Source organism: Synechocystis sp. PCC 7339, from assembly GCF_019924095.1.
In the GTDB taxonomy this organism is placed as follows: domain Bacteria; phylum Cyanobacteriota; class Cyanobacteriia; order Cyanobacteriales; family Microcystaceae; genus Synechocystis.
The window spans coordinates 2,339,207-2,360,200 of sequence record NZ_CP063659.1; the positions used below are offsets into that span (position 1 = coordinate 2,339,207).

Below are 20,994 nucleotides of genomic sequence, written 5' to 3' on the forward strand. Positions count from 1 at the left end.
TGATGGAAGAGCAATGTGCAAATTTTACTGATCAAATTTACGGGAGAAGCCCTCTTGTTTCAGAAATACAAATCGGGGAGACAGGGGCGGTAAATTCTTCGCATTATTGAAGCGAGTCTCGTAGGCCCAAGCCCGAGTCGGTGCACCGTATAGCTGATTGCTCCATCGCCCTGTAACTTTCTCCGGCGTGCCTGTACTAACAAAAGATCCGGTATAGGTTAGAGTACCCCAATTTTCATGGAAACGAGGATAGTTCTCCAATCCACCATTGTATCCGGGGGTCTCAGTTGAGTTAGTAATATCCGTACCCGAAAGAAAGGCAGAATTGATCGTTGTGTTAAAAGCACCGCCACCGCATCCCGTACCGCTCGCCTTGCGAAGTTGCTGATCAGTATTATCTATGCACCGCCGTGAAAGAACATTTAATGAATCAGCCAAAATACTCGCTGGTTGCCAAGTAGGATTAGTACCGGATACATCCCTGTGATTATAGTCTCCCACAAGATAAATCGCTTGGTCACTAACAAAAGTTAAACCAGTAGGATCAAAGTTATTGGTAGTTTCTGCTAGTCCAGGCAATTGTCCGCCCCCTACCAAAGCAAATCCGTAGGGGCTAGCATTGGTGCTAGGGTTTGGGGTAGCACCGGCACTGACAGTGGCATGGAAAACCAGACCATTGCTGCTGGTATCAGAACCAGCCAAACCCAATCTTTGGAAGGAATTAGCCGGAGCAGCAGTGTCCGCTGTTGCCGTAGCAAATAACAGTTGATTAGCAGAAACTAAGCCCGTCCCAGTGTCATTAAGGTAAACTCCCTGAAAATTCCAAACAGTCAGACTTTCTATGTTGATCTGCATCAGGCTCATGGCCCTGAAATTATTGCCAGGACTGCGTTCACGGTTATTGATAAAACTCACTCCACCGGTATAGCCTGTGGTGTTGGGATGCTGAATGGGGGCACTGATAAAACAACCACCAGCCAGGGCGGCAATTTGATTAGGAGTCAAGGCCCGTATCAGAGTTTGTTGAGCAGTGGTTAAAACTCCAAGATTTGTCTCTAATGCATTCCTGACCCCAACAGTGCTATTTAAAGCCGCTCCCATAGCAGAGAAAGGAACTGGAGTGGTCTGGGACAGAATTGCCCTGCGGAGTGCATTAGGTAAATCGGTAATTTGGCCTGGGAGCAAACCGGTGACAACTGGGGCAGTGACAGGGGTACAAACCCCCGCCGTTACGGCGGCTCCCGTTGCTAAAATTGGTTGACGTAAACTGGCTAATTGGGCATTAGTCAGCGGTGTGGCAGTCCCAACCCCCAGCGCATCACGTTTGGTGGCTGTGACGTTATATGGAATGATAGTCGTGCCAATACCAGGGACATTAACACCAGTTTTCTCTGGAGCATAAACAAAGTTAATATCAGCCTGTTGAGAATAATTGCCCCCTGCCCCCAGGGAGCTGATGGTGGGAATGGACAATGCTTCAACATCTAGCTGTACCTGACTTCCCCACGTGGCATTGACATTGGCCGGTATCATAGCTGCTGTTGTTTGGGCAGTACTCCCGGTTCCCCCCTCTAGGAGATTAAGCAAAGTCCCTGCGCTATTAGCTATTCGCACCCGACCATTGGGATAAGTACTGTTGTCGTTTTTACGGCGATTGAACAAATCTTGACCCACTGTCACTTGCCCTGTAATCGCTAGTACGTTATTCGCCCCCAAAAACAGACTGCCGTTGGTGTGCACTGGCCCCCCTAGGGTCATATTTGGCCCAGGTAGGATTTCCAAATCGTTGAGATAAAAAGCCGCAAACTGGAACATAGGAATTTGCCTACTTTTCACCGTCATTTCCGTCATGGCGATTACTTCGTCAGGATTGGCATTTTCCTTGGCAGTAACGGAACTGATGTCATAACGACTTTCCAGCATATTCAAGCCCTGAAAAGTCTCCCCAGGGGGCACTGTGCCCTGGATGGCCACACCACCGTTCTTGGGCACCACATAGCTGTAGGCCATAATGTTGGCCATATTTTTGTCAGGGGAGGCAAAGCTTGCCACCTTACAACGGAAATCTCCACTGCCCATACTGGTCTGTTGTAGACATTGATCTAAAGAGCTTGGACTGGTGCCACTGGGGTTTCTATCACTGAGAAAAACATCCCGCAATTCCTCCACTCGCATATTGAGGGCGCCTTCTGCACCGTAGAAACCGCTACTTCCCGTGGCTGTTCCTTTGGCAGATAGGCTATGAACCTTAGCCAAAATTGCATAGGCCACCAATAAACCGGATAGGGTAATCAGTAGGGACACCACCAGAAAGAGCATATAGCCCCTAGGGTTACCCTTGGGATTTCTAGAAAATAGAAATAGGGTGAGGCGAATATTACCAACAGCGTTAAATTTAGGTTTCATGGTTTTGACGAATAGGAAGAAAGATAAACTAAGTTAGAGCAGAAAATAAAACAATAGAAAATAATTAAATTTTGCCCATTTAAAAATTAATCAAATTACGGGGATAAAAAATTTGGGTTTGGATTCGGCTATTAATGTTATCAATGTTGGTAGTAGACAGCCCAGGAGTATTGCTAGCAAGGCTGGGTTTACTGGTAACTTCAATGCCATCAATTTGGGACCAGTTGTAGGTTTCCGCCAAAGTGGGACTGCAAGTAAAGCTACTGGTTTGGGGAAGAAGTCTTGTACATTGGGAGACAGTACTGCCCTGTCTCACTGCCGCCCTAACGGTGAACTGGCCAACATTATTGATGAGATTAATCGGAGATCCACTGTCAATAATTGTCTGGAGAGTATTGCCGTTGAGTTGATAGGTACGCTCTTCCACAATTATTAATCTGGTTGCCCCCCCGGCAGTGTAGGCATTAGCAAGAGTACCTGTAACATCAATGGAAGCTGAAGCAACTTGGTTTGCGCTAGGGGTACCTGTGATGGCCGCCCCGCTAGCATCATAGACTTTTTCCCCAGTGTAATTAAGCGGTTCAAGCCTTCCACTACCATCGTAAATATAAATTCTCAGAGTGCCGCCATTACTTTGTCGATAGCTTCTCCACTCCAACCAATCATCGGGATAATTATCCCCATTGCCATCCACCGGAACACAACCTGCCGGTGCGGCAAGGTCGGATGTCAGCACCGTAATTGATGTCTGGGCTCCAGCCGCGAGATCCTGACAAATTCTCAGTTTAGTTGATACTTTCAATTGACGAACAGTCAGTTTTGAATTGTCAGAACTAGTGGGAAAAGGTTCAATGGAAATAACTGGAAAACTCGAATCAACGCCGACGCCTTCCCCCGCTTGGGTAATGGCGGGACCTACTACCTCAAATACCGTTTTCAAATTCTGGTTAGTGTCATTTTTTGCCGCATCTTTCAAATACATTTCCCGGTTAACAGAAAAAGCAAAATAGGCTAGCTGAATTAAAATGCCAGCGATAACCATCCCCACAATCAGTTCGATTATGGTCACCCCCCGATTATTTTTACGGGCAAAATTAGGAGCGGATGCGGAGGCGAGCAAAAACAGTTTGTACACGGTAGATAGTTTCATTGGGATTATTGGGGGCTTTAACTTCAAGTAAGATTTGGCGGGCAAAATCGTTTTCCCCCACTGTTGTGGAACAGGTTCCAGCGGGATTGGCTGGATTTAAAGTGGTGCCCTTAGTGCAGATATACTGATCAACCTGATATTTATCGCCATTTTGTCCCGGCACATTCGTTAGCACTGTTTTGCCCAACTTGCTGTTCAGATCATTCATCGGTTGACGGCGGAGATCGCTCATCAAGTTATTGGCCACAGCAGTAGCTCCACTGAGCTGGCGATTCTTGGCATTCTGCATACCAAAGCTCATAAAGGCAGGCAACATTGCCGCCAGGGTAATGCTGAGGATAATGAGGGAAACGAGGTTTTCTGTCATGGTGAAGCCCCCGTCCACCGCTCTGAGTTTGAATAGTTTAAGTCGTTGTTTTGTTTGCATTGCCTAGAGTCCTTTGACTAAAAATTTCCCAAAATTTGTTTTAACAACTATTCATTTTATTCATTTCTAATTTCCCATGGCTCCACCGGGGGCAACGGTGACTTTTGCCTCTTCATTAGTACGAGAATTAGTTAGAACTAGATTGAGTTCACTATTGACTATGCCATCGGCATTAAATAGACTCACTAAACCCCTGCTGTTAATGCAGATAGACCATCCAGTCACTGCCGTACCGCCAAATTTTCCTGCCAAGCGGACATCAGGGTCAGTCTGGGAGCTTTTTTTGTTGATGTTAAGGTCTTCTTCTAGGAACGCCCCATCATTCTTCCAGTTTTTAACGGTTGTCACCGTCGTCCCCGTCGCTTTCGCCCCTACGGTGCTTCCCAAGGTTAAGGTGTTATCGCCGAAGTTGACTGAAAGCACATCTGCCTGGGTTCCCCCTACACTCACACGATCACCAATGGCAAATCCAGTCACACTATTCAGGGCAATGGTGGTATCGGTCGCCAGGGCGTCTTGACGGAGGGTGGCATTAGCTTGACAGCTACCGCTTCTAATCCTTTGTACCTTGATAGCCTCATTGGGATTGCTGGGATCAGCATTAATACGATAGGTGGAGGTCGTGTTCACGGCACGGGTTCTAGCCAACTTAATTGCACTCTGGAGACGGTCTTGACTATTTTTCAGCGGATTTTCGTACCATGGCCTGGCGTTTATCACTATCCCCGACAGGATGCCAATCATCACCATTACCACCACCAACTCCATGAGGGTGTATCCGGAAGCCGGAGAGGCCCTTTGGTAATTCCTGGCCAAAAGTAAAATTGAGTGGAATTTGGGAAATGGGATTTTGTACATAGTCAGCGGGGATTCTGGCGAGTAGGGGAAGGCCGTTGGCGGATTTTTATTACTTATTTTCCGTTAAATTACAGTGTAATAATGGAATTTAAAGCTTAAATAAAGGGATTTTAAGTTCCTCTTAAAGACAACCAAGGTTAGTCAAATCATCGGAAACAGATGGGGGGTGGGGGGATTTTTGACAACAAAGTATAAGACTTGACAATGAAGTTTTTAAGAAAAATCTCTGGGTTATTTATAGTCAAATCAAACACACATTGGCATAGGATGGGTGACAACTAACATCACCTACAATGTTAATTTAATTTACAGCATATGATTGTTAATCAACGCACTTAAGGTTGTGATGCTGAGCACTAAAATAGTCTACCTGTTTGCAATTTATCCCTGTAATCAGTGGGATGACGGTGACTAGAGGGGGATTTGGTTATTATTTGGACACATTGTAATGGCACCGCAAAAGCCTGCAGCAAAACAACTTAAACAATTGGCCAACGAAATTTCTTTTTTCCGGGCCTTATCAAAAGATTTGTTGATGCAAACTATTACTTACCTAAGCTTTCGTAATTATCCCTGTAGTCAGTCAATGTTATTTGAAAATTATTACGGGGGTTCAATTTATTTTATTGCTGAAGGTTGGATCAAGGTATGTGCCATTGATGAATCTTCAAAAAATAATATCTATACTCTTTACGGTCCGGACGAGATGGTGGGGGCGATCGCCGCCGTGGAAGAAGACTGGAACCCCAAGGAAGCGGTCACTCTGTCCCCTGCCAAGATCTGGAGTATTCCTACCCAAGATTTCCTAAATTTGCTCAAGGAAGATCCCCAAGCTAGTATTCAGGTAGCTATTTTTGCGTCCAAACGTCTGAGAAAGTTAAACCAATATTTTCGTCTAAGGGAAGCAGATAGTATGACCAAAGTGGCGCATATTTTGCTGGAATTGGTGCAACAGAAGGAAAATAGAATAAGCACCAAAAAACATAGGGTATTAATACCGAATTTGCCCCACCGAGAAACAGCCATTCTCAGTGGAGTTACTAGGGAAACCGTCACCCGCACATTGAGTAAATTGGAGAAAAAGGGCCTAATTTTGCGCCAGGGGGCCACGATTGAAATTCTCAATTTGGATTTTCTTCAGCAACTGGTCAGTGGCAATCCTACTTCGGTCTAATTTCGGTCAATTCCCCCATGGGCCTAGGAATCGGTTGGAGATGTTGAGTTGTCCCCTAACCCCCCTTGATAGGAGTGGTTAATCTCGACTGACCTTTCTTGAGTGTATTTAATCCCCCCCAACCCCCCTTGATAGGAGTGGTTAATCTCGACTGACCTTCCTTGAGTGTATTTAATCCCCCCTAACCCCCCTTGATAAGGGGGGAATTTGATGGTGATTTGGGAGGTATAGAGCCATTACTTTGAAGCTTTCAAGCACACACTAAATGACTAAAGCAGGGTGCGGGCTTTGAGTTGTAGGTAACGATCCACCAACTGTTCACTCACTTTGTCCGCCGGGGCATCTAAGACTAAAACTCCTTTTTGCTTCAGTTTCGCCAGGGCCAATTGCCGCTGTTGCAATAGATTAATGGCCACTGCTTGTTGGTAAGCACTACTAACTGTAGCGGCCGGGGAATGGGCTAATTGGTCCACCTGGGGATCCCGCAAGGTAACACAAAAGGGCAGATAACGGGGGGCTAGCTGAGTGAGGGCAGTGAGCAATTCCCGTGAAGCAGTGGGATCAATTAAATCGGTGATGCACACCACTAGGGCTCGCCTAGTTTGTTGTTGCACCAGTTGACCGATCGCCGCACCGTAATCCGGTTCTTGCAAAACTGGTTGAATTGGACTCAAGGTTTTCAATAATTTAGGCAAGTAATGCAAACCCCGCTCTGGGGGCAACCAACTCACCACTGTCCGGTCAAATACCCCGATGCCCAGGCGATCGCCTCGATGTAAAGCGGTCACTGCTAGGGCCAAACTGGTGTTCAGTGCCCAATCAAAGCGCTGTAGTCCCTGCACCCAAGCGGTCATTAACCGGCCCCGGTCAAGCAAAATAATCACCGTCTGTTCCCGTTCTGGCTCCAACACCCGCATAAGGGGAATGCCCCTTCTGGCACTAGCTTTCCAATCCAAATACCGCAGATCATCCCCCGCTTGGTAGTCCCGTAGTTCCCGAAATTCTGTGCCTAAACCAAGCTTGCGCATTTGTCTTAGGTTCCCCGTAGTGGCCTGGGCCAAGCGAATAGTCAAGGATTTGAGCCCCATTAAATCGGGGTGGACAGTCACCGTTTCCCCCTCGCCCACTGCCCATTGGTGCCAAGTCAGTTGCCAGGGACATAATTGCCGCACATTCACCTTGCCCCAACGGTATTCCCCCCGCTGATGGGGTTGTACTTGGTAACCTAACTGAGTGCTGCCCTGGGGTAAAACTTGGGCCGTCTTGATCTCATTCGTGGCCAAAAATGGGGCGGGATAATCATCTTTAATTTTGGCGATCGCCGATGGGCCAGAATTTGCCACTGTAATGGTAACGGGATTTTCTCGACCAATGGAAAGGGGTGCCAGGGGCTGCCGTTGCACGGTTATTTTTCGCTTCTTGCCTCGCATATAGTCAATTGCTGTCAGCAAAAAAAGTAAGCTATCTGCTATGGCCAAAGTCCCCACTGCGTTAGGAATAGTACTCATCCGGGCCACCACCATGGCCCCTCCGCCAATGAGCAGCAGGCAGACATAAAAGCGGAGAGTGGGAACCATAGCCTTGGGGGGAAAGGGGGAAAAGAATCAGGTTGCCATGCCATGGGGCTGGGGCAGTATTTTGACCACTACCACCATGCAACGGGGAAATTCCCCAGGGCGATGAACCATCAACTCACAATAACCCCCGGTAACGAATAAAGACCAAAATTGCCCCCCAGGAACCGATCGCCACTTTGAGGGCCACCAGGATATTCAACCAGGGAATCCAACCGCCACTAAGTTGGGCTCCCATTTCCCCCATAGGCAGGGCCAACCCCAGTAAACTACAGGCCGCTAGGGCAATGAAGAGGAGCACAGAAATTTTTTCTAGGGTGGCGGCCCGCCAACGTTGGTAAAGCTGATGGAGCCATTCCGGTGGTGCAGTGATGGCCACCAGTCCAATGGCTGTGCCCCCGGCTACCCCGGCCGCAAATCCTCCCCCTGGACTGAGATGGCCTCGCAGGGCCAGTTCCACACCGATCAAAGCGGCAATGGTGGCCCCCAATCTGGCTAAAACAATGGAAGGATGGTCGGTAAATTGATGCACCACTGCAACGGGTTGTTCATCCGCCAGCAAAAACCTCACTCCCATAATGGCAATGGTAAACACTACCACCTCAAATAGGGTGTCGTAGAGACGGTTGCGGAAAATAATCCCTGATACGACGTTGGGTACGCCACTTTCCTGGGCAATGGTTTCCACAATGGACAGTTCGGAAAACTCCTCCACCGGTACTACCAGGTTGGGGAGCAGGATCATTTTCAAGTAAAAGCCGATCGCCGCCAGCACATAAATCCATTTCATCGGACTACCTCCTGGGAAGAAGGAATGGGGTTAATGGGAGTCAACACCACTTTTAGTTGACTGGAAGGAATGGTGGCGGAGAAGATTTCTGCCAAACGCTCAATGGGGGTCAACAGGGCCGGGGCGGCCGGGTCAAAAATAACCTGGGGAGATTGTTGGGGAGACACAGTTTCACTATCTAGGGGACAGGGCACAATTTGTAAGCGGAGATGGTAGGGGGCGATCGCCGCTGAGATGGCTTGGTGCACATCGGGGGGTAAGGATTGGGGGGATGGGCCTAGGGGGGGCAAAATTCCCACCCGTAAAGTGAGGGAAGACCGCACTGCCACCGCATAGAGCGTAATCGACAACATGGTGCCCACCAACGCCTCCGTTAATGCCACATCCGCCGCCCCCAACAGGGCATATACCAAGGCTGCCACCGCCCCTAAAATCCCCCGCATCACCAGGGCCTGATAGGGATTGCGTTGCACCACCACCAAACTGGCACTTACCGGCAATAAAACGGCGATCGCCAGGACAATGCCATCGGTATTTTGTAACCAAGCGCCAAAATCAAGCATCACTAATTCTCTCCTCCCCACCGCTGGCACAATAGGCCAACACGTAGCCCAGTACCGTATTCCACAGCGCCAGGGAAATGAGCGCCAGCAACAGCAATGGCCATTCCCGCGACAGTTTCAACAACAAGCCCACCACGATCGCCATCGATCCCAACGTGTCAGAGATGGAAAGGCTATGGAGCTTGAACACAGAGGAACGTTTTCCCAGTAAAGGGGCGGTGCCCCAAAGCCAAAAAAAAGTCCCCATGGCAATCAAAATATTGGCAACTAAATTAATCATGTCTGTTCCAACCGTTTTAAAACCTGGGCTAATAACATCAAGGAGGCATTACCGACGCTGAGAATCAAAACCCCCACCACTCCGATCATCCAGTCATCCCGCATGACGGAAATGATCAAAATCAACACAGAAGTTTTGGTGGCCACACTGGCAAAGGCCAGCATCTTTGACCAAACATCTTCCTGCTGCACCGCTGCCACCAGGGGAATAACCAGAGCCAACACCATCAACCACACCAAGAAAGTCATGGCCGCCTCCGTCTTGTGACTTTGTGGACCTCATACCACCCCGCTTCATGGTACTTCAGCACCAGTGTTTTGGGGGTAAAGGTAATGAGGAAAATATCAAGAAAAACTAGTCCTGGGGTGCGTTGGGGTTTGACCCGTTCCATTTCCACCACTTCCTCAGTGTGGGGTCGGAGAATCATTTGCCACGCTTCCCAATAGGCCTGGGGAATGGCGATGAGAATTTCCCGCCCAATGCGTAGTCCGTCTCGCCACACCGACGAAGCAACGTAGCGACGGGGGATTAGCAACGCTACGGTGATGCCAATCAAAATATTCACCAGACTCAAGTCCGATGTGAGCAAAAACCAAATCGTGAGCCGTAGCCCCAAATCTAAGACACCAATCATGTCAAAATCCAAGCGAATAATAGGGTTAAGCTGATGCTCATCATGCCGATCAAGTGGTCGACCTTTTCCCCGGCATCGGGGAGTTTCAGTCCGAGTTTTTTTACAACCAGTACATAGACTCCGGCTCCTACACCACAAATCACAATGGCCTTGAGGACATTAATGGGGGTAAAAGCTTGCCAGTAGACGATGTTTCCCACGGCCAATGCCGTCAAGAGAAGCCCCAGAGCAATGGAAAGATTTGTGGGCAAAGATTTCCCTGTAGAGCTAGGCCGGAGAAAAACAAACTTGCAAAAAATAATTGCAGTCCCGATCGCCGCGACGTTTAAAGAGATAGCCAACCAGGGTGGTAATCCTTTTAAGGTAAGGGTTTTAGCTTCAAAGCCTGCCAAGAGGGGAAACCCAGCAATGGAGGAACTGGCAAGGACAAGGGGAACCCAAAAGCCAAAGGAGATCGGATTCTTCTGTAAAACTTTGAATTCCCGACTGGGCAAACTGCCTGCCAACAAAAACAAACTAGCTTTGGCCAATCCATGGGTCAGGGCATAAAAACCGCCGGCAACAGGGGCGGCGAGGATGAAACCCATTTGAGAGACCGTACTAAAAGCCAGGGTTCTTTTGCTATCTTGGGCTGGGATGGCGTAGGCCACTCCAAACAGGGCCGTTATTATCCCCAAACCCTGCACCAGCATCTGTAATTCGTCCGACAACATACTGCAGCGCAACAGGGGCAAAATACCTGCTTTGACCACCACCCCAGATAGGATGGCCGAAACCGGTGTGGCCGCTTCTCCGTGGGTCTGGGGCAGCCATAATCCCGCCAGAAAAATACCCCCTTTGGTCATTAAACCCAAGAAAATTAAGGCGATCGCCTCGGGGGGAGCTTCCGTTAAACCGCTAAAGGCAAAGGACCCATTGCTGGTGTACACCAAGGCCACACCGATTAGGTAAAACAACATGGCCGTGTTGCTGAGCAGGAGATAGCGCAGTCCCAACCAAATAATCCGGGGTTCCCGGGGATAGGTCATCAGGCAAAAAGCGGCGATCGCCACCACTTCCAGGGCCACATAAAGACTCATGAAATCCGCACAGAGAAAAGCGGAGTTCAGACTAGTGTGCAGAATAATTAATTGGGCATAGAAAAAAGCTGAACGGCCGGTGTTCCAGCAATAAACCAACACCGCCAAGGTAACCAGGGCATTGGTGAGCAGGAAATAGCCCGCCAGGGCATCTAGCTGTAGGGTGACGCCAAAGCTGTCTAGTAATACCCAGGACTGGACATCAGGCACTGTAAATGCCAAATAGGCCAAACCGAGGGTCAGCAAACAAACAGCCAACGTTAAAAATCGGACCGTCGCCGGCAATAGGTAGCCACTAAACCCCGCCATCAAAGACAGGCAAATAATCCCGGTTAACCAGGGCAAAGCATTAAATTCCGCTGGAATTGCAAATAAGGTCATGGCCAGTACTGTTTCTCAATCGCCCTTACTTCTAGGGTGGGATTCTCCTGGGCCAACTTCATGGTGGCCACCAACATCAACGCCTGAATCGAAAGGCCAATGACAATGGCCGTTAAAATCACTGCCTGGGGCACAGGATCGGCATAGGTCAAAGTCGATTTTTTCCCAGTGATAATGGGAGTGAGGAAGCCGGTGCGGGAAGCGGTCAGGCAATAATAGGCAATTACCCCGGTACTCATCACATCCATGGCAATGATTTTCATAAACAGATTGGGTTTATAAATCAGGGCCAAAAAGCCGATGATCACCGTCACGAAAATACAAGCCTCCAAACCGACCATGGCCAGTTCCTCCTTTTTACACTAGGTTAAAATCACTAAAAACCAAGAATATGTTCAAACATTTCCCTAGGGATTCACTGGGAAGCTTCCGGACACCAAGTTAAATCCTGCCGGTGGCTCCGTAGACCAACAGGCCGTTGAACATTTTTAGGTGACATTCACCTTTGGTTATGTAATTTAGGTTTTAGATTGCTTAGATTCTATCTTTGTCTGGGTCACAATAGCAATGGCGATCGCCATAAAATCCCCTGATGGCGGGGTTAACCTGGGATAATTAGGATTAATGGTTATCCGTGGCTAAAAATGGCCCTAACTGTGCTGATTTGGGAGCAACGATTATGTTGGAAAGTACCACTGTCAACCCCACCTACCAAGGGCAATTTGGCCCCTTCACTGTCAATGACCACGATCGCCGGGAGGTCATGCTCTACCGCACTGGCTTGGCCCTGGCCGCCGGAGGATTTAGCCTGGGGGTGGGCATAGGTTTAGCCCAACCTTTTCAGCCCTTGGTCGTTAATTTCCAACTGGCCACAGGTTGCTTTTGGCTAATGACAGCGGGTTTGGGACTGAGCCTCTGGACGATTCATATTTACCTAGTCGTACTTCACCGCACTTTGCAAATTTTCTGGGCGATCGGCACTGCCGCGGCTCTTTACTTCAGTTTTGCCTACCCAGAAGTCCTAGTGACTACAGTCTATGGTCGACCCTGGACTGTCCTTGGTATTGGCTTTACCTTTGCCGCCCTGACGGGAATCTTCTTTAAGGAAGCCTTTTGTTTCAATCGCTTGGAAACTAAATTTTTAACCGCCCTTATTCCCCTCTTGCTATTAGGTCATTTGGCTGGGATATTGCCGTTGACCGTGGCCAAAACAGGGATGATTTTAGCCAGCGTTTTATTCCTCATTTTTGTGGCCAGGAAGGCAAGGCAACCCCTTGATCCAGACATTGGGGATAAATCTGTATTTACCTACCTAGCGACGCAACGCAAAACAGGGCAAAGTTCCCTGTAGGAAGTCTGCCAAAAAGTCTGATTTCGTTCTCTGCAAGTTTGCCGGTGCCTCTTAGGCTAACAATCCCTGTTCACTGAAGATGCGGATCAAGGTGCCTTCCGCTGGCAGATTATTGGCCCGAAGGGAGAGGCGGTTGCTATTAATCCGTTGGATATTCATCCCTTCCACCAAATCCAAAAAGGGTTGCAGAGTTTGGAGGTCACAGTTCGCCCGGTCAGCGGCAGGAGTGGCGTACTGGGTAGGTACTACCATGCGGGGATTGAGCACTTCCATGGCGGCCTTGGCTTCGGCGGCGTCGTAGTTTTTCGGCCCGCCCCCCACAGGAATTAGGGCTAGGTCGGGACTGCCCAAAAGAATTTTTTGTTCTTCGGTGATGGGAGAAGCCGCTCCCCCCATGTGTACCACCCGAATGCCTCCCTGACTCCAACGCCAGACTACGTTTTGACCAAACCTTCTTCCTCCCAGGCGATCGTGGGGCGCACTGATGCCCTGAAATTGGATGCCACCAATATCGTAACTGCCCGGTTCAAATAAAATTCTTGGGTTGCCTGGTAAGTTCTCCGCTGCCCCTTCGTCCCACAGTTGGGAGCTAATGAGTACTAAATCCGCTTGTACCCTAGGCAAACGAAATCCCTTGGTGCAACCAATGGCCCGAAAGGGATTGGCCAGGATACGGAAGCCGTTGGCGGAAAACAAAAAAGCGCTATGACCCAACCATTCCACCTGTAAACCAGAGCTAGCCTGGGCAGTGGCTGGTCTGAGTCGATCGCCAATTTGGACTCCAGCAACGGCCAGCAACCCGGCTCCAGCAGTACGAATAAGTTTTCGTCGTTTCATGGAAATGGAGAATGGAAAAATTTTTAAGATTCAAGAACTCTAGGGACAAACCTTTGGCGATCGCCGAATGCACTCCCAGCATAATACCAGTAATGGTTTTGGGCTTTGGAGCAGGGACAAAATTTAAGCTCCCATTAACCCTGTCTCAAAACTTAACATCATTAACGGAAATATCCTTTAGAATTTTGGCCAATTGCCGCTTTGACCATTGGTCAATGTTGTTAGCCCTGGCAGGGGTTAACGTTTCCCCGTCAACAACATAGGATTTTTTAATGATGGAACAAGACTTACCTAAATATCGCATGGTCTGTACCCTATCCTTTGGGGATATTTACGGCCAAATTATTGTCTGGTTGATTGTAATTTTTCTTTCCTTGGCATCGGCCCTAGCGTTGGCCAGCAGTACCAGGCCGGTCTATGCCCTGGCCACAGTGGGTTTGGTGTTGGTACTTTCGCTGCCGTTTTTACTGTTCAGCTTTGTCACCACCCTATTTAACCATTTGGATTTTGTCCCAGTGGAATCGGATTAAAGGTCAAAGGCTACCCATGGGGATAAGGGGGAAAATTAGGAGCTACCGTGGCTTTTGCGGCTCTGTTTGCTAGAGTTTGAGTGGCAAATTCTTGGGATGCATTTTATTGGCTTGATTTGCTCTGCCAATGCTCCCTCGGGATTTGTAAGAAAACTGCCATCATCTCCTATTAGCAACTTTTCCCCTCCCCAGAGATCTATGAATGACCCGATTTTGGCTGTGCGTCAACTGGAAATTGCTTTTCCCGATGCTGATACCAGGGAAAAATTGTTGGCAGTCAAGGCCATTGATTTTGGGTTAGAACGGGGGGAAATCCTCGGCATTGTGGGGGAGTCGGGGTCTGGTAAATCCGTTACTTCCCTGGGAATTATGGGCTTGGTGCCGAAACCCGGTTGGGTGGAAACCAGCAGTGAGATTAGTTTTTATCCCCAAGGAAATGGGCCGGCAGTGGATTTGATGACCTTGTCGGAGGGGGAAAGGCGACGGTACCGGGGGGGCAAAATTGCCATGATTTTCCAGGAACCAATGAGTTCCCTCAATCCAGTCTATACCATTGGTTTTCAGATTGTTGAGGCCATTCGTCTCCACCAAAATGTCAGCCCAACCCAGGCCCAACAACAGGCGATCGCCCTTTTGCAGGAAGTGAGGGTTCTGCCGAGGGATGAGGTACTGGAGGAAGAATTTTTAGCTCAGGGTCAAACCCAAACCAAGGGCAAGGTAAGCCAAAATTTAGCCAATTATATCCAACAGCGCAAGCAAAGTTTTCTCCGGCGTTATCCCCACGAATTGTCTGGCGGCCAACTGCAACGGGTAATGATTGCCATGGCCATTTCCGCTAATCCCCGCTTGTTAATTGCTGATGAGCCCACCACCGCCTTGGATGTGACGGTACAGGCAGAAATTTTGCGGCTCCTGCGGGATTTGTGCAAACAGCATCAGGAAATGTCATTAATTTTCATTTCCCATGATCTGGGGGTAATCAACGAAATTGCTGACCGGGTAGCGGTGATGTACCGGGGGGAAATTGTCGAACAGGGGGAGAAGGAACAAATTTTACATAGTCCCCGCCATCCCTACACCAAGGGTTTATTGGCCTGTCGTCCCCGGCTGGAAATACAATTAGACCATTTACCCACCGTGGGGGATTTCCTTGATGCCGATGGCCCAGCCCCCAGTTACCAAGTGATTACCCCCGCCCAGGAAGGCGATCGCCTGGCTCGATTGCAGCAAAAACCAGCTTTGTTGGAAGTACAAAATTTGACTGTGAGCTATGGGCAAGGAGGATTTTGGGGTAAAAAATCTACGTTCACCGCAGTTAATGATGTTTCTTTCACCGTTTATCCGGGGGAAACCTTGGGGCTAGTGGGGGAATCTGGCTGTGGGAAATCAACCTTGGCCAGGGCTTTATTACGCTTGACTCCCATTCAAACTGGAAAAGTTATTTTTGATGGCCGCAACATTATCACTTTGCCGGAAAAATCCCAGCAATGGCGGAGCCTAAGGCGGGAAATGCAAATTATTTTTCAAAATCCCTACAATTCCCTGAATCCCCGTATGACCATCGGCCGGGCCATCCAGGAACCAATGATTATCCATCAACCCAAGCAACCGGCTAAACAACAACGGCAACGGGTGACGGAATTACTAGAACGGGTAGGCATCAGTCCCCAATGGTTCAACCGTTATCCCCACGAATTGTCTGGGGGCCAACGGCAACGGATTTGCATTGCTCGGGCTTTGGCGCTCAATCCCCGCTTTATTATTTGTGACGAGTCCGTTTCGGCGCTGGATGTGTCGGTGCAAGCCCAGGTTTTGAATCTGCTCAAGGAATTGCAACGGGATTTACAGTTGACCTACATTTTCATTTCCCACGATCTGAGTGTGGTTCGTTTCATGGGCGATCGCATTATGGTGATGAACCGGGGGCAACTGGCGGAACCCATCAACACGGCCCAGGAAATTATTGAAAATCCCCAGAGTGCCTACACCCAAAAGTTAATTCAATCCATTCCCCGCTTTCCTGAAACCCTCAATTGGTTGCAATCTGCTTAGGTTATCCCCCCGATCGCCAATTCCAGCCAACGTGGGATAATTGGTATAACTACCCAATGGAATTTTCGACGAAGTTAGCCGTGGCCAATAGTATGGATGCCAGTATGGACTTTAAAACCAACCTCCTAGAGGCGATCGCCGGCAAGAATCGGGGACTATTGGCGTCGGATCGAGACCGGGTAACCATTCTTTCCGCTGTGGAAAAACTGGAGGACTATAACCCCCACCCCAAGCCACTCCGGGAGAAAAATTTGCTAGATGGTAACTGGCGGCTCCTCTACACCAGTAGCCAAAGCATTTTGGGGTTGAACCGTCTTCCCCTTTTGCAACTGGGGCAAATTTATCAGTACATAGATGTGGCGGAGTCACGGGTGGTAAATTTAGCGGAAATTGAGGGCATTCCCTTTTTTGAAAGTTTAGTGTCCGTAGTGGCATCCTTTCTGCCCGTTTCTGATAAGCGTATTGAGGTGAAATTCGAGCGTTCCATTCTCGGTCTGCAAAAGCTCCTTAACTATCAGTCTCCCCTGAAATTCATCCAACAAATTTCCACAGGCAAACGTTTTTTACCGGCGGATTTTAATTTGCCCAGTCGGGACAGTGCCGCTTGGCTAGAAATCACCTATTTAGACGAAGATTTACGCATCAGCCGGGGTAATGAAGGTAATGTTTTCATCCTGGCCAAAGTTTAGATAACCCTCATTACAACGACGCAAGTTGTCGCATATATTGACCCCAAAGACTGGCGGCCAAACCGCTACTGCCCTGGGTGGGACTACTGTCATCATTACCCAACCAAATACCGGTAACCAGATTTTTTTGCGGTAAGAAGCCGATAAACCACAAATCCACTGCCTTGTCTGTGGTGCCGGTTTTACCTGCGGCTCCGTAGCCAATTTGGGCGGCCTGTCCTGTGCCATTGTTAACGGCGGCCTGTAACATTTGGGTCATGGTGGCGGCGATCGCCGGGGAAACCACTTGTTTTTGTCCCCGGGCATCCTGGCTGACCTGATAAACTTCCCGGCAGTTTTTCAGTTGCTCCGGATTGGGACAATCCCCCCCATCGCGAATATTGACAATGCCGTGGGGCCGATTCCACATTCCCCCATTGGCGATCGCCCCGTAGGCTCCAGTCATTTCCAACACCCTGGTTTCACTTTGCCCCAACACTAAACCAGGTTCTTTACCCAGGGGAGAGTTAACGCCAAAATCCTTAGCCAGGGCAATAATTTCATCTAGCCCCACCGTTTGGGCCACCCGCAGAGCCACCACATTTTCCGACTGGGTAAAACCTTCCGTAAAGGTAATGGCCGGGGCCGCCCCACTCCGTTCACAGGGCTTGTAGTTTTGGCCCTGCCAGGTAAAGGGGCCACATTCAAAAGCTTGGTCCGTTCTCACTCCCTTGGCGATCGCCGCTGTGTAGGCAAAAAGCTTAAACGTGGAACCTGGTTGTCGTTGGGCTTGGCTGGCTCGATTAAACTGACTTTCCCGATAACTTTTGCCCCCCACCATGGCCAAAACAGCCCCTGTGCGACTGTCGAGGGTGACCACAGCCCCCTGGGAAACGGCATACTTTTTTCCCTCCGTGGTGAGGAAGTTTTGTAAGCTTTTCTCTGCTAAGGCCTGCATTTTCAAATTGAGGCTAGTTTCCACCACAAAATTGCCTTCGTCGGCCACGTCTTCCCCTAGCAACTGATTCAACTCACCGAAAATATAGCCGTAGAAATAGGGGGCTTGCCGTTGGGATAGGGTTTGGGTGGCCTTGGGACTAACCTGAATACGCGATCTCCTAGCTCGGTTAGCCTCCTGCTCGTCAATCATGCCCAGCATGGCCATGCGCTCAATGACTCGATTCCGCAACTGCACTGAGGTTTGGTAATCCTGCACGGGGTTATAAAGGTTAGGAGCCGGGAGCATAGCCACCAGGGTTGCCGCTTCCCCCACATCCAAATCCTGGGCAGATTTGTCGAAATAAAACTGAGCCGCATCTTCAAAGCCGTAATTGCCCGCCCCTAGGTAAACCCGATTCAAATAGGCTTTTAAAATCTCATCTTTGCTATACACCGCTTCCAACTTGAGGGCGACAAACATTTCCCGAATTTTGCGCCCCGCCGTGTTTTCCCGCCCCACTTCGCTGAATAAACTGCGAGCCAACTGTTGGGTGAGGGTGCTGGCCCCCTGTTTCACATCCCGGTCCTGGAGATTGATATAAATAGCCCGGCCTAAACCGTAGGGGTCAACGCCAAAGTGCCAATAAAAACGAGTATCTTCCGACGCAATCACCGCCTGGGGTAAATAGGGCGAAAAATCACTTAAATTGTCAAATTCCCGGTGAATTTCTTGCTTAATGGGGTTGATTTCCGTAACTCCATCCCCCGCATAGACCTTGACTGGCCCGGTCACACCGCTGGGCATTGGTTTGACAGGAATTTTGCTCCATTGCCAGGCGATCGCCCCGGTAATAATCAGAAAAAACAGAATACCAGTGGAAAAAAAAGTGCGCATTCCCTTGAGCCACAGTGGCGGCGGGTTGAAATAAACAAGTTTGGGCACATCCACCAATTCCGGTGGCCCCAGGGTAATTTCATCGCCATGGTGGAGGCGATAGCTTTTCAGGCGACGACGTTGGAGATAAATACCGTTGCTAGAGCCTTCATCCCGAATAAAAAACTGGTTAGGATGGTCAGGGTCCCGCCGCAGGGAACAATGGGTTTGGCTCACGAGGGGATTTTGCAGTTGAATATCGCAACTGGAACTGCGACCAAGGAAATATCGATCGCCAAGGAGGGGAAACACACGACGGGATTGGGAATTTTTGCCCGATTCCTGCAGACGAATTTTGGCCACCCTCGATCCTTTTTTGAGGGCTACCTTTTGGCTGTTGCCGCCCTGGGAAAGGTTAGTTTGACTTTTTTTAGGGGCAGAAGGGGCTTTGCGGGAACGGGTAGCCATGGCAAATTAGGGCAAAAGCAGTCCAATTTTAGACCGATACAGTGGTGAAATCAGAATCAACTATTTCTATGCAGACGCATTTATTGCCAAAAAAGGTTGCCTCCTGGATTACAAGCTTCGGTCTGGCGGGGCTCTCCATTCTAGCTTTAGACCCCCTGCCTAGCCGGGCTGATAGTCCCCTGACTTCCACGGATCTAGCGGGAGCCTACTCTGACCTGGCCGCAGTGGAATGGGCCCGACAGTATCGACTGATGTCCCCCCTGATTGTAGATTTTCTCCTTGGCGATCGTCCTTTGGGGGAAAAGGCCGCAGTGATCAATGCCCTAGGGTGGAATATTGACGGCACCAATAATGCCGAACAATTCCTGGTGGCCCTGGCCAGGAAAAGGGGGAAAGCCCCCACCCACCTAGATTTAGGGGATTTAACTCCGGAGGAATTATTTCTGGTCGGCTATCTCCTGGCTTTGGACGATTATTTAAACCTTGGCCCCCTCAGTACCCAGGGCGGCAATGACCTCTGGCGATCAACCCCGGTGCAACTGCTGTCTAAGGTGGCCTATGCTCTGCCAGAGAATTTCACAGTGCAATTTGTCCGCTCCCTGGTGACGGGGCAGGCTTGGTTTGGCTCTTCCTGGTGCGCCCTGTATCTAGAGCCGGTCAATGTGTTGGCCAATTTTCCCCCGGAAAAGCGTAATTTACGCCCCCAGGCGGTGCAAAATGCCATGGAATACCTCAATCTATATGAATCCTATTGTTTACAGGGGGATATTTAGTTATTCGCCCGTTGGCCACCATCGGGAAAACGGTTGTAAAGTTTTGAAAAAATTGTAATGACGTGGGCGGATTATCGTGGCACCTTACCGGAAAATTTTGCTGAGATTCCAGGCGATCGGGGTAGAATCCAAGCAATAGTTCCTGTATTTTGCTCGTCGTTATGTCTAAGCAACCTTCCCCCGGTGGCCTAACTAGGCTCAGCGTTGGTGATGTGGTTTCCGGTGCTCTAAGGGTTTACCGGGACCATTTCAAATCCTATCTCTGGCTAGCTGGTCAAGCTTACCTTTGGTTGTTAGCACCATTTTTGATCACAGTTTTAGCAGTGACAATTCTGGCCGGACTGTCTGCGATAATGGAACCGATCGCCTTAGCCGGTTTGATTATTTTGGCGATCGCCGTTTTATTGATGCCCTGGGGTTATTGTCTGGGCAAATTCTTCGCCATCCAGGGAGTATTAGCTAGGCTGGTTTTCTTTGAAGTAGGGGAACAACCGGAAACGGTGGCGGCGGCCAAAATTCAGTTGATGCCAAGATTTTGGCGATTTCTCTGGGTCAGTCTGCTCACTTCCCTAGTGTTTTTTCTGTTCTTTATTCCAATTATTTTGGGCTATAGCGTTGTCTTTGCCGTGTTTGCCTTTCTATTCACAACCAATGACCCCGATGTAATCACTATTCTGTTGGCGGTATTATTAACTATTGTTTGGAGCCTAATTTCCCTTTACATTTACATTTGGGCCTTTGCCCGCTTAGCCTTAGTGGACGTTTGTTTAGCTTTGGAGCCTACCCTTAGTCCCCTCAATGCCGTAGGCCGTAGTTGGGCTTTAACAAAGGGTTATGTTTTGAGTTTACAGGTAATTTTCTTCCTCGCTTTTTTGATTACTCTGCCCCTTTCCATGGTGACCAATATTGGTTCCATCACTACCCTCATTCTCGATATTGACCCTGCTTGGGGGTCGGTAATTGATGTGCCCTTAAGTTTAATTATTAGTGTTTTAATTGTACCTTTTTGGCAAGCGATTAAAGCATTAGTTTACTATGATCTCCGCATTCGAAAAGAAGGTTTAAATTTATCATTAGATTTGCCGACGATGGATAGTTTTTGATCATATTGTTTAGAATTGGAAAAGATTTCTCTAGATTTGGAATACAAAATTTTAAATATTTTTAAATATAAATAATTGCCGTC

22 protein-coding genes are annotated in these 20,994 nt (G+C 48.9%); 8 read left to right on the forward strand and 14 right to left on the reverse strand.

From position 1 onward, the window contains the following. Positions 1 to 24: 24 nt before the first annotated feature. From IQE94_RS11135 to IQE94_RS11150, 4 genes are all read right to left on the reverse strand, one after another. Positions 25 to 2,406: a hypothetical protein gene (locus tag IQE94_RS11135; protein ID WP_223341934.1), complete on the reverse strand. Its 2,382-nt coding sequence runs from the start codon at positions 2,404 to 2,406 to the stop codon at positions 25 to 27. Positions 2,407 to 2,485: 79 nt separating this feature from the next. Next, positions 2,486 to 3,556, reverse strand: coding sequence for a PilW family protein (locus IQE94_RS11140; protein WP_223341936.1), 1,071 nt, complete (start codon positions 3,554 to 3,556; stop codon positions 2,486 to 2,488). Next, the gene (locus IQE94_RS11145) at positions 3,501 to 3,983 is read right to left on the reverse strand and encodes a type II secretion system protein (protein WP_212718319.1); all 483 of its coding nucleotides are present in this window, start codon (positions 3,981 to 3,983) and stop codon (positions 3,501 to 3,503) included. The genes IQE94_RS11140 and IQE94_RS11145 overlap by 56 nt, the downstream gene beginning before the upstream one ends. Positions 3,984 to 4,049: 66 nt before the next feature. Further along, positions 4,050 to 4,799: a Tfp pilus assembly protein FimT/FimU gene (locus IQE94_RS11150; protein ID WP_223341943.1), complete on the reverse strand. Its 750-nt coding sequence runs from the start codon at positions 4,797 to 4,799 to the stop codon at positions 4,050 to 4,052. 490 nt (positions 4,800 to 5,289) lie between these two features. On the opposite strand from IQE94_RS11150, the gene IQE94_RS11155 reads away from it, so the two are divergent. Then, positions 5,290 to 6,015 (forward strand): Crp/Fnr family transcriptional regulator, encoded by a 726-nt coding sequence (locus IQE94_RS11155; protein WP_212718322.1) that lies wholly within the window; start codon positions 5,290 to 5,292, stop codon positions 6,013 to 6,015. Between the two features lie 269 nt (positions 6,016 to 6,284). Here IQE94_RS11155 and IQE94_RS11160 read toward each other — a convergent pair whose 3' ends face one another. From IQE94_RS11160 to IQE94_RS11195, 8 genes are all read right to left on the reverse strand, one after another. After that, positions 6,285 to 7,592: a DUF58 domain-containing protein gene (locus IQE94_RS11160; protein ID WP_212718324.1), complete on the reverse strand. Its 1,308-nt coding sequence runs from the start codon at positions 7,590 to 7,592 to the stop codon at positions 6,285 to 6,287. A 115-nt stretch (positions 7,593 to 7,707) separates the two neighbouring features. After that, positions 7,708 to 8,379, reverse strand: coding sequence for a Na(+)/H(+) antiporter subunit B (locus IQE94_RS11165; RefSeq protein ID WP_223341944.1), 672 nt, complete (start codon positions 8,377 to 8,379; stop codon positions 7,708 to 7,710). Continuing rightward, positions 8,376 to 8,942, reverse strand: a complete 567-nt coding sequence (locus IQE94_RS11170; protein WP_223341946.1) for a hydrogenase subunit MbhD domain-containing protein — start codon at positions 8,940 to 8,942, stop codon at positions 8,376 to 8,378. Before IQE94_RS11170 ends, IQE94_RS11165 begins: the two co-directional genes overlap by 4 nt. Next, on the reverse strand, positions 8,935 to 9,222 hold the full coding sequence (locus IQE94_RS11175; protein ID WP_212718335.1) for a monovalent cation/H(+) antiporter subunit G: 288 nt from the start codon (positions 9,220 to 9,222) through the stop codon (positions 8,935 to 8,937). Before IQE94_RS11175 ends, IQE94_RS11170 begins: the two co-directional genes overlap by 8 nt. Beyond that, complete coding sequence (locus tag IQE94_RS11180; protein WP_212718337.1) at positions 9,219 to 9,470, reverse strand: hypothetical protein; 252 nt, start codon at positions 9,468 to 9,470, stop codon at positions 9,219 to 9,221. The genes IQE94_RS11175 and IQE94_RS11180 overlap by 4 nt, the downstream gene beginning before the upstream one ends. Then, positions 9,467 to 9,856: a cation:proton antiporter gene (locus IQE94_RS11185; RefSeq protein ID WP_212718339.1), complete on the reverse strand. Its 390-nt coding sequence runs from the start codon at positions 9,854 to 9,856 to the stop codon at positions 9,467 to 9,469. The genes IQE94_RS11180 and IQE94_RS11185 overlap by 4 nt, the downstream gene beginning before the upstream one ends. Next, positions 9,853 to 11,316 (reverse strand): cation:proton antiporter, encoded by a 1,464-nt coding sequence (locus IQE94_RS11190; RefSeq protein ID WP_223341948.1) that lies wholly within the window; start codon positions 11,314 to 11,316, stop codon positions 9,853 to 9,855. The genes IQE94_RS11185 and IQE94_RS11190 overlap by 4 nt, the downstream gene beginning before the upstream one ends. Then, entirely contained in the window at positions 11,313 to 11,657 is a 345-nt protein-coding gene (locus tag IQE94_RS11195) for an NADH-quinone oxidoreductase subunit K (RefSeq protein ID WP_223341950.1), read from the reverse strand. The genes IQE94_RS11190 and IQE94_RS11195 overlap by 4 nt, the downstream gene beginning before the upstream one ends. Before the next feature lie 293 nt (positions 11,658 to 11,950). Here IQE94_RS11195 and IQE94_RS11200 point away from each other — a divergent pair, with 293 nt between their 5' ends. After that, on the forward strand, positions 11,951 to 12,667 hold the full coding sequence (locus IQE94_RS11200; protein WP_223341952.1) for a DUF2301 domain-containing membrane protein: 717 nt from the start codon (positions 11,951 to 11,953) through the stop codon (positions 12,665 to 12,667). 51 nt (positions 12,668 to 12,718) lie between these two features. Here IQE94_RS11200 and IQE94_RS11205 read toward each other — a convergent pair whose 3' ends face one another. Further along, entirely contained in the window at positions 12,719 to 13,504 is a 786-nt protein-coding gene (locus tag IQE94_RS11205; RefSeq protein ID WP_212718346.1) for an MBL fold metallo-hydrolase, read from the reverse strand. 11 nt (positions 13,505 to 13,515) lie between these two features. Here IQE94_RS11205 and IQE94_RS11210 point away from each other — a divergent pair, with 11 nt between their 5' ends. The 4 genes from IQE94_RS11210 to IQE94_RS11225 all read left to right on the forward strand — a co-directional run bounded on the left by IQE94_RS11210 (position 13,516) and on the right by IQE94_RS11225 (position 16,775). Then, on the forward strand, positions 13,516 to 13,767 hold the full coding sequence (locus IQE94_RS11210; RefSeq protein WP_212718348.1) for a hypothetical protein: 252 nt from the start codon (positions 13,516 to 13,518) through the stop codon (positions 13,765 to 13,767). Between the two features lie 9 nt (positions 13,768 to 13,776). Beyond that, entirely contained in the window at positions 13,777 to 14,034 is a 258-nt protein-coding gene (locus tag IQE94_RS11215) for a hypothetical protein (RefSeq protein WP_370630472.1), read from the forward strand. 198 nt (positions 14,035 to 14,232) lie between these two features. Further along, on the forward strand, positions 14,233 to 16,086 hold the full coding sequence (locus IQE94_RS11220) for an ABC transporter ATP-binding protein (RefSeq protein WP_223341953.1): 1,854 nt from the start codon (positions 14,233 to 14,235) through the stop codon (positions 16,084 to 16,086). Between the two features lie 80 nt (positions 16,087 to 16,166). Beyond that, a complete protein-coding gene (locus IQE94_RS11225) occupies positions 16,167 to 16,775 on the forward strand; it encodes a PAP/fibrillin family protein (protein ID WP_212721811.1) in 609 nt (202 codons plus the stop codon). Between the two features lie 10 nt (positions 16,776 to 16,785). On the opposite strand, the gene IQE94_RS11230 is transcribed toward IQE94_RS11225, so the two are convergent. Then, on the reverse strand, positions 16,786 to 19,035 hold the full coding sequence (locus IQE94_RS11230) for a PBP1A family penicillin-binding protein (protein WP_212718352.1): 2,250 nt from the start codon (positions 19,033 to 19,035) through the stop codon (positions 16,786 to 16,788). Positions 19,036 to 19,103: 68 nt separating this feature from the next. Between IQE94_RS11230 and IQE94_RS11235 the strand changes: the two genes are divergently transcribed. Together IQE94_RS11235 and IQE94_RS11240 are read left to right on the forward strand one after the other, a co-directional pair. Further along, positions 19,104 to 19,808, forward strand: coding sequence for a hypothetical protein (locus tag IQE94_RS11235; protein ID WP_223341954.1), 705 nt, complete (start codon positions 19,104 to 19,106; stop codon positions 19,806 to 19,808). A gap of 161 nt (positions 19,809 to 19,969) precedes the next feature. After that, on the forward strand, positions 19,970 to 20,911 hold the full coding sequence (locus IQE94_RS11240; protein WP_212718361.1) for a hypothetical protein: 942 nt from the start codon (positions 19,970 to 19,972) through the stop codon (positions 20,909 to 20,911). Positions 20,912 to 20,994: the final 83 nt, after the last annotated feature.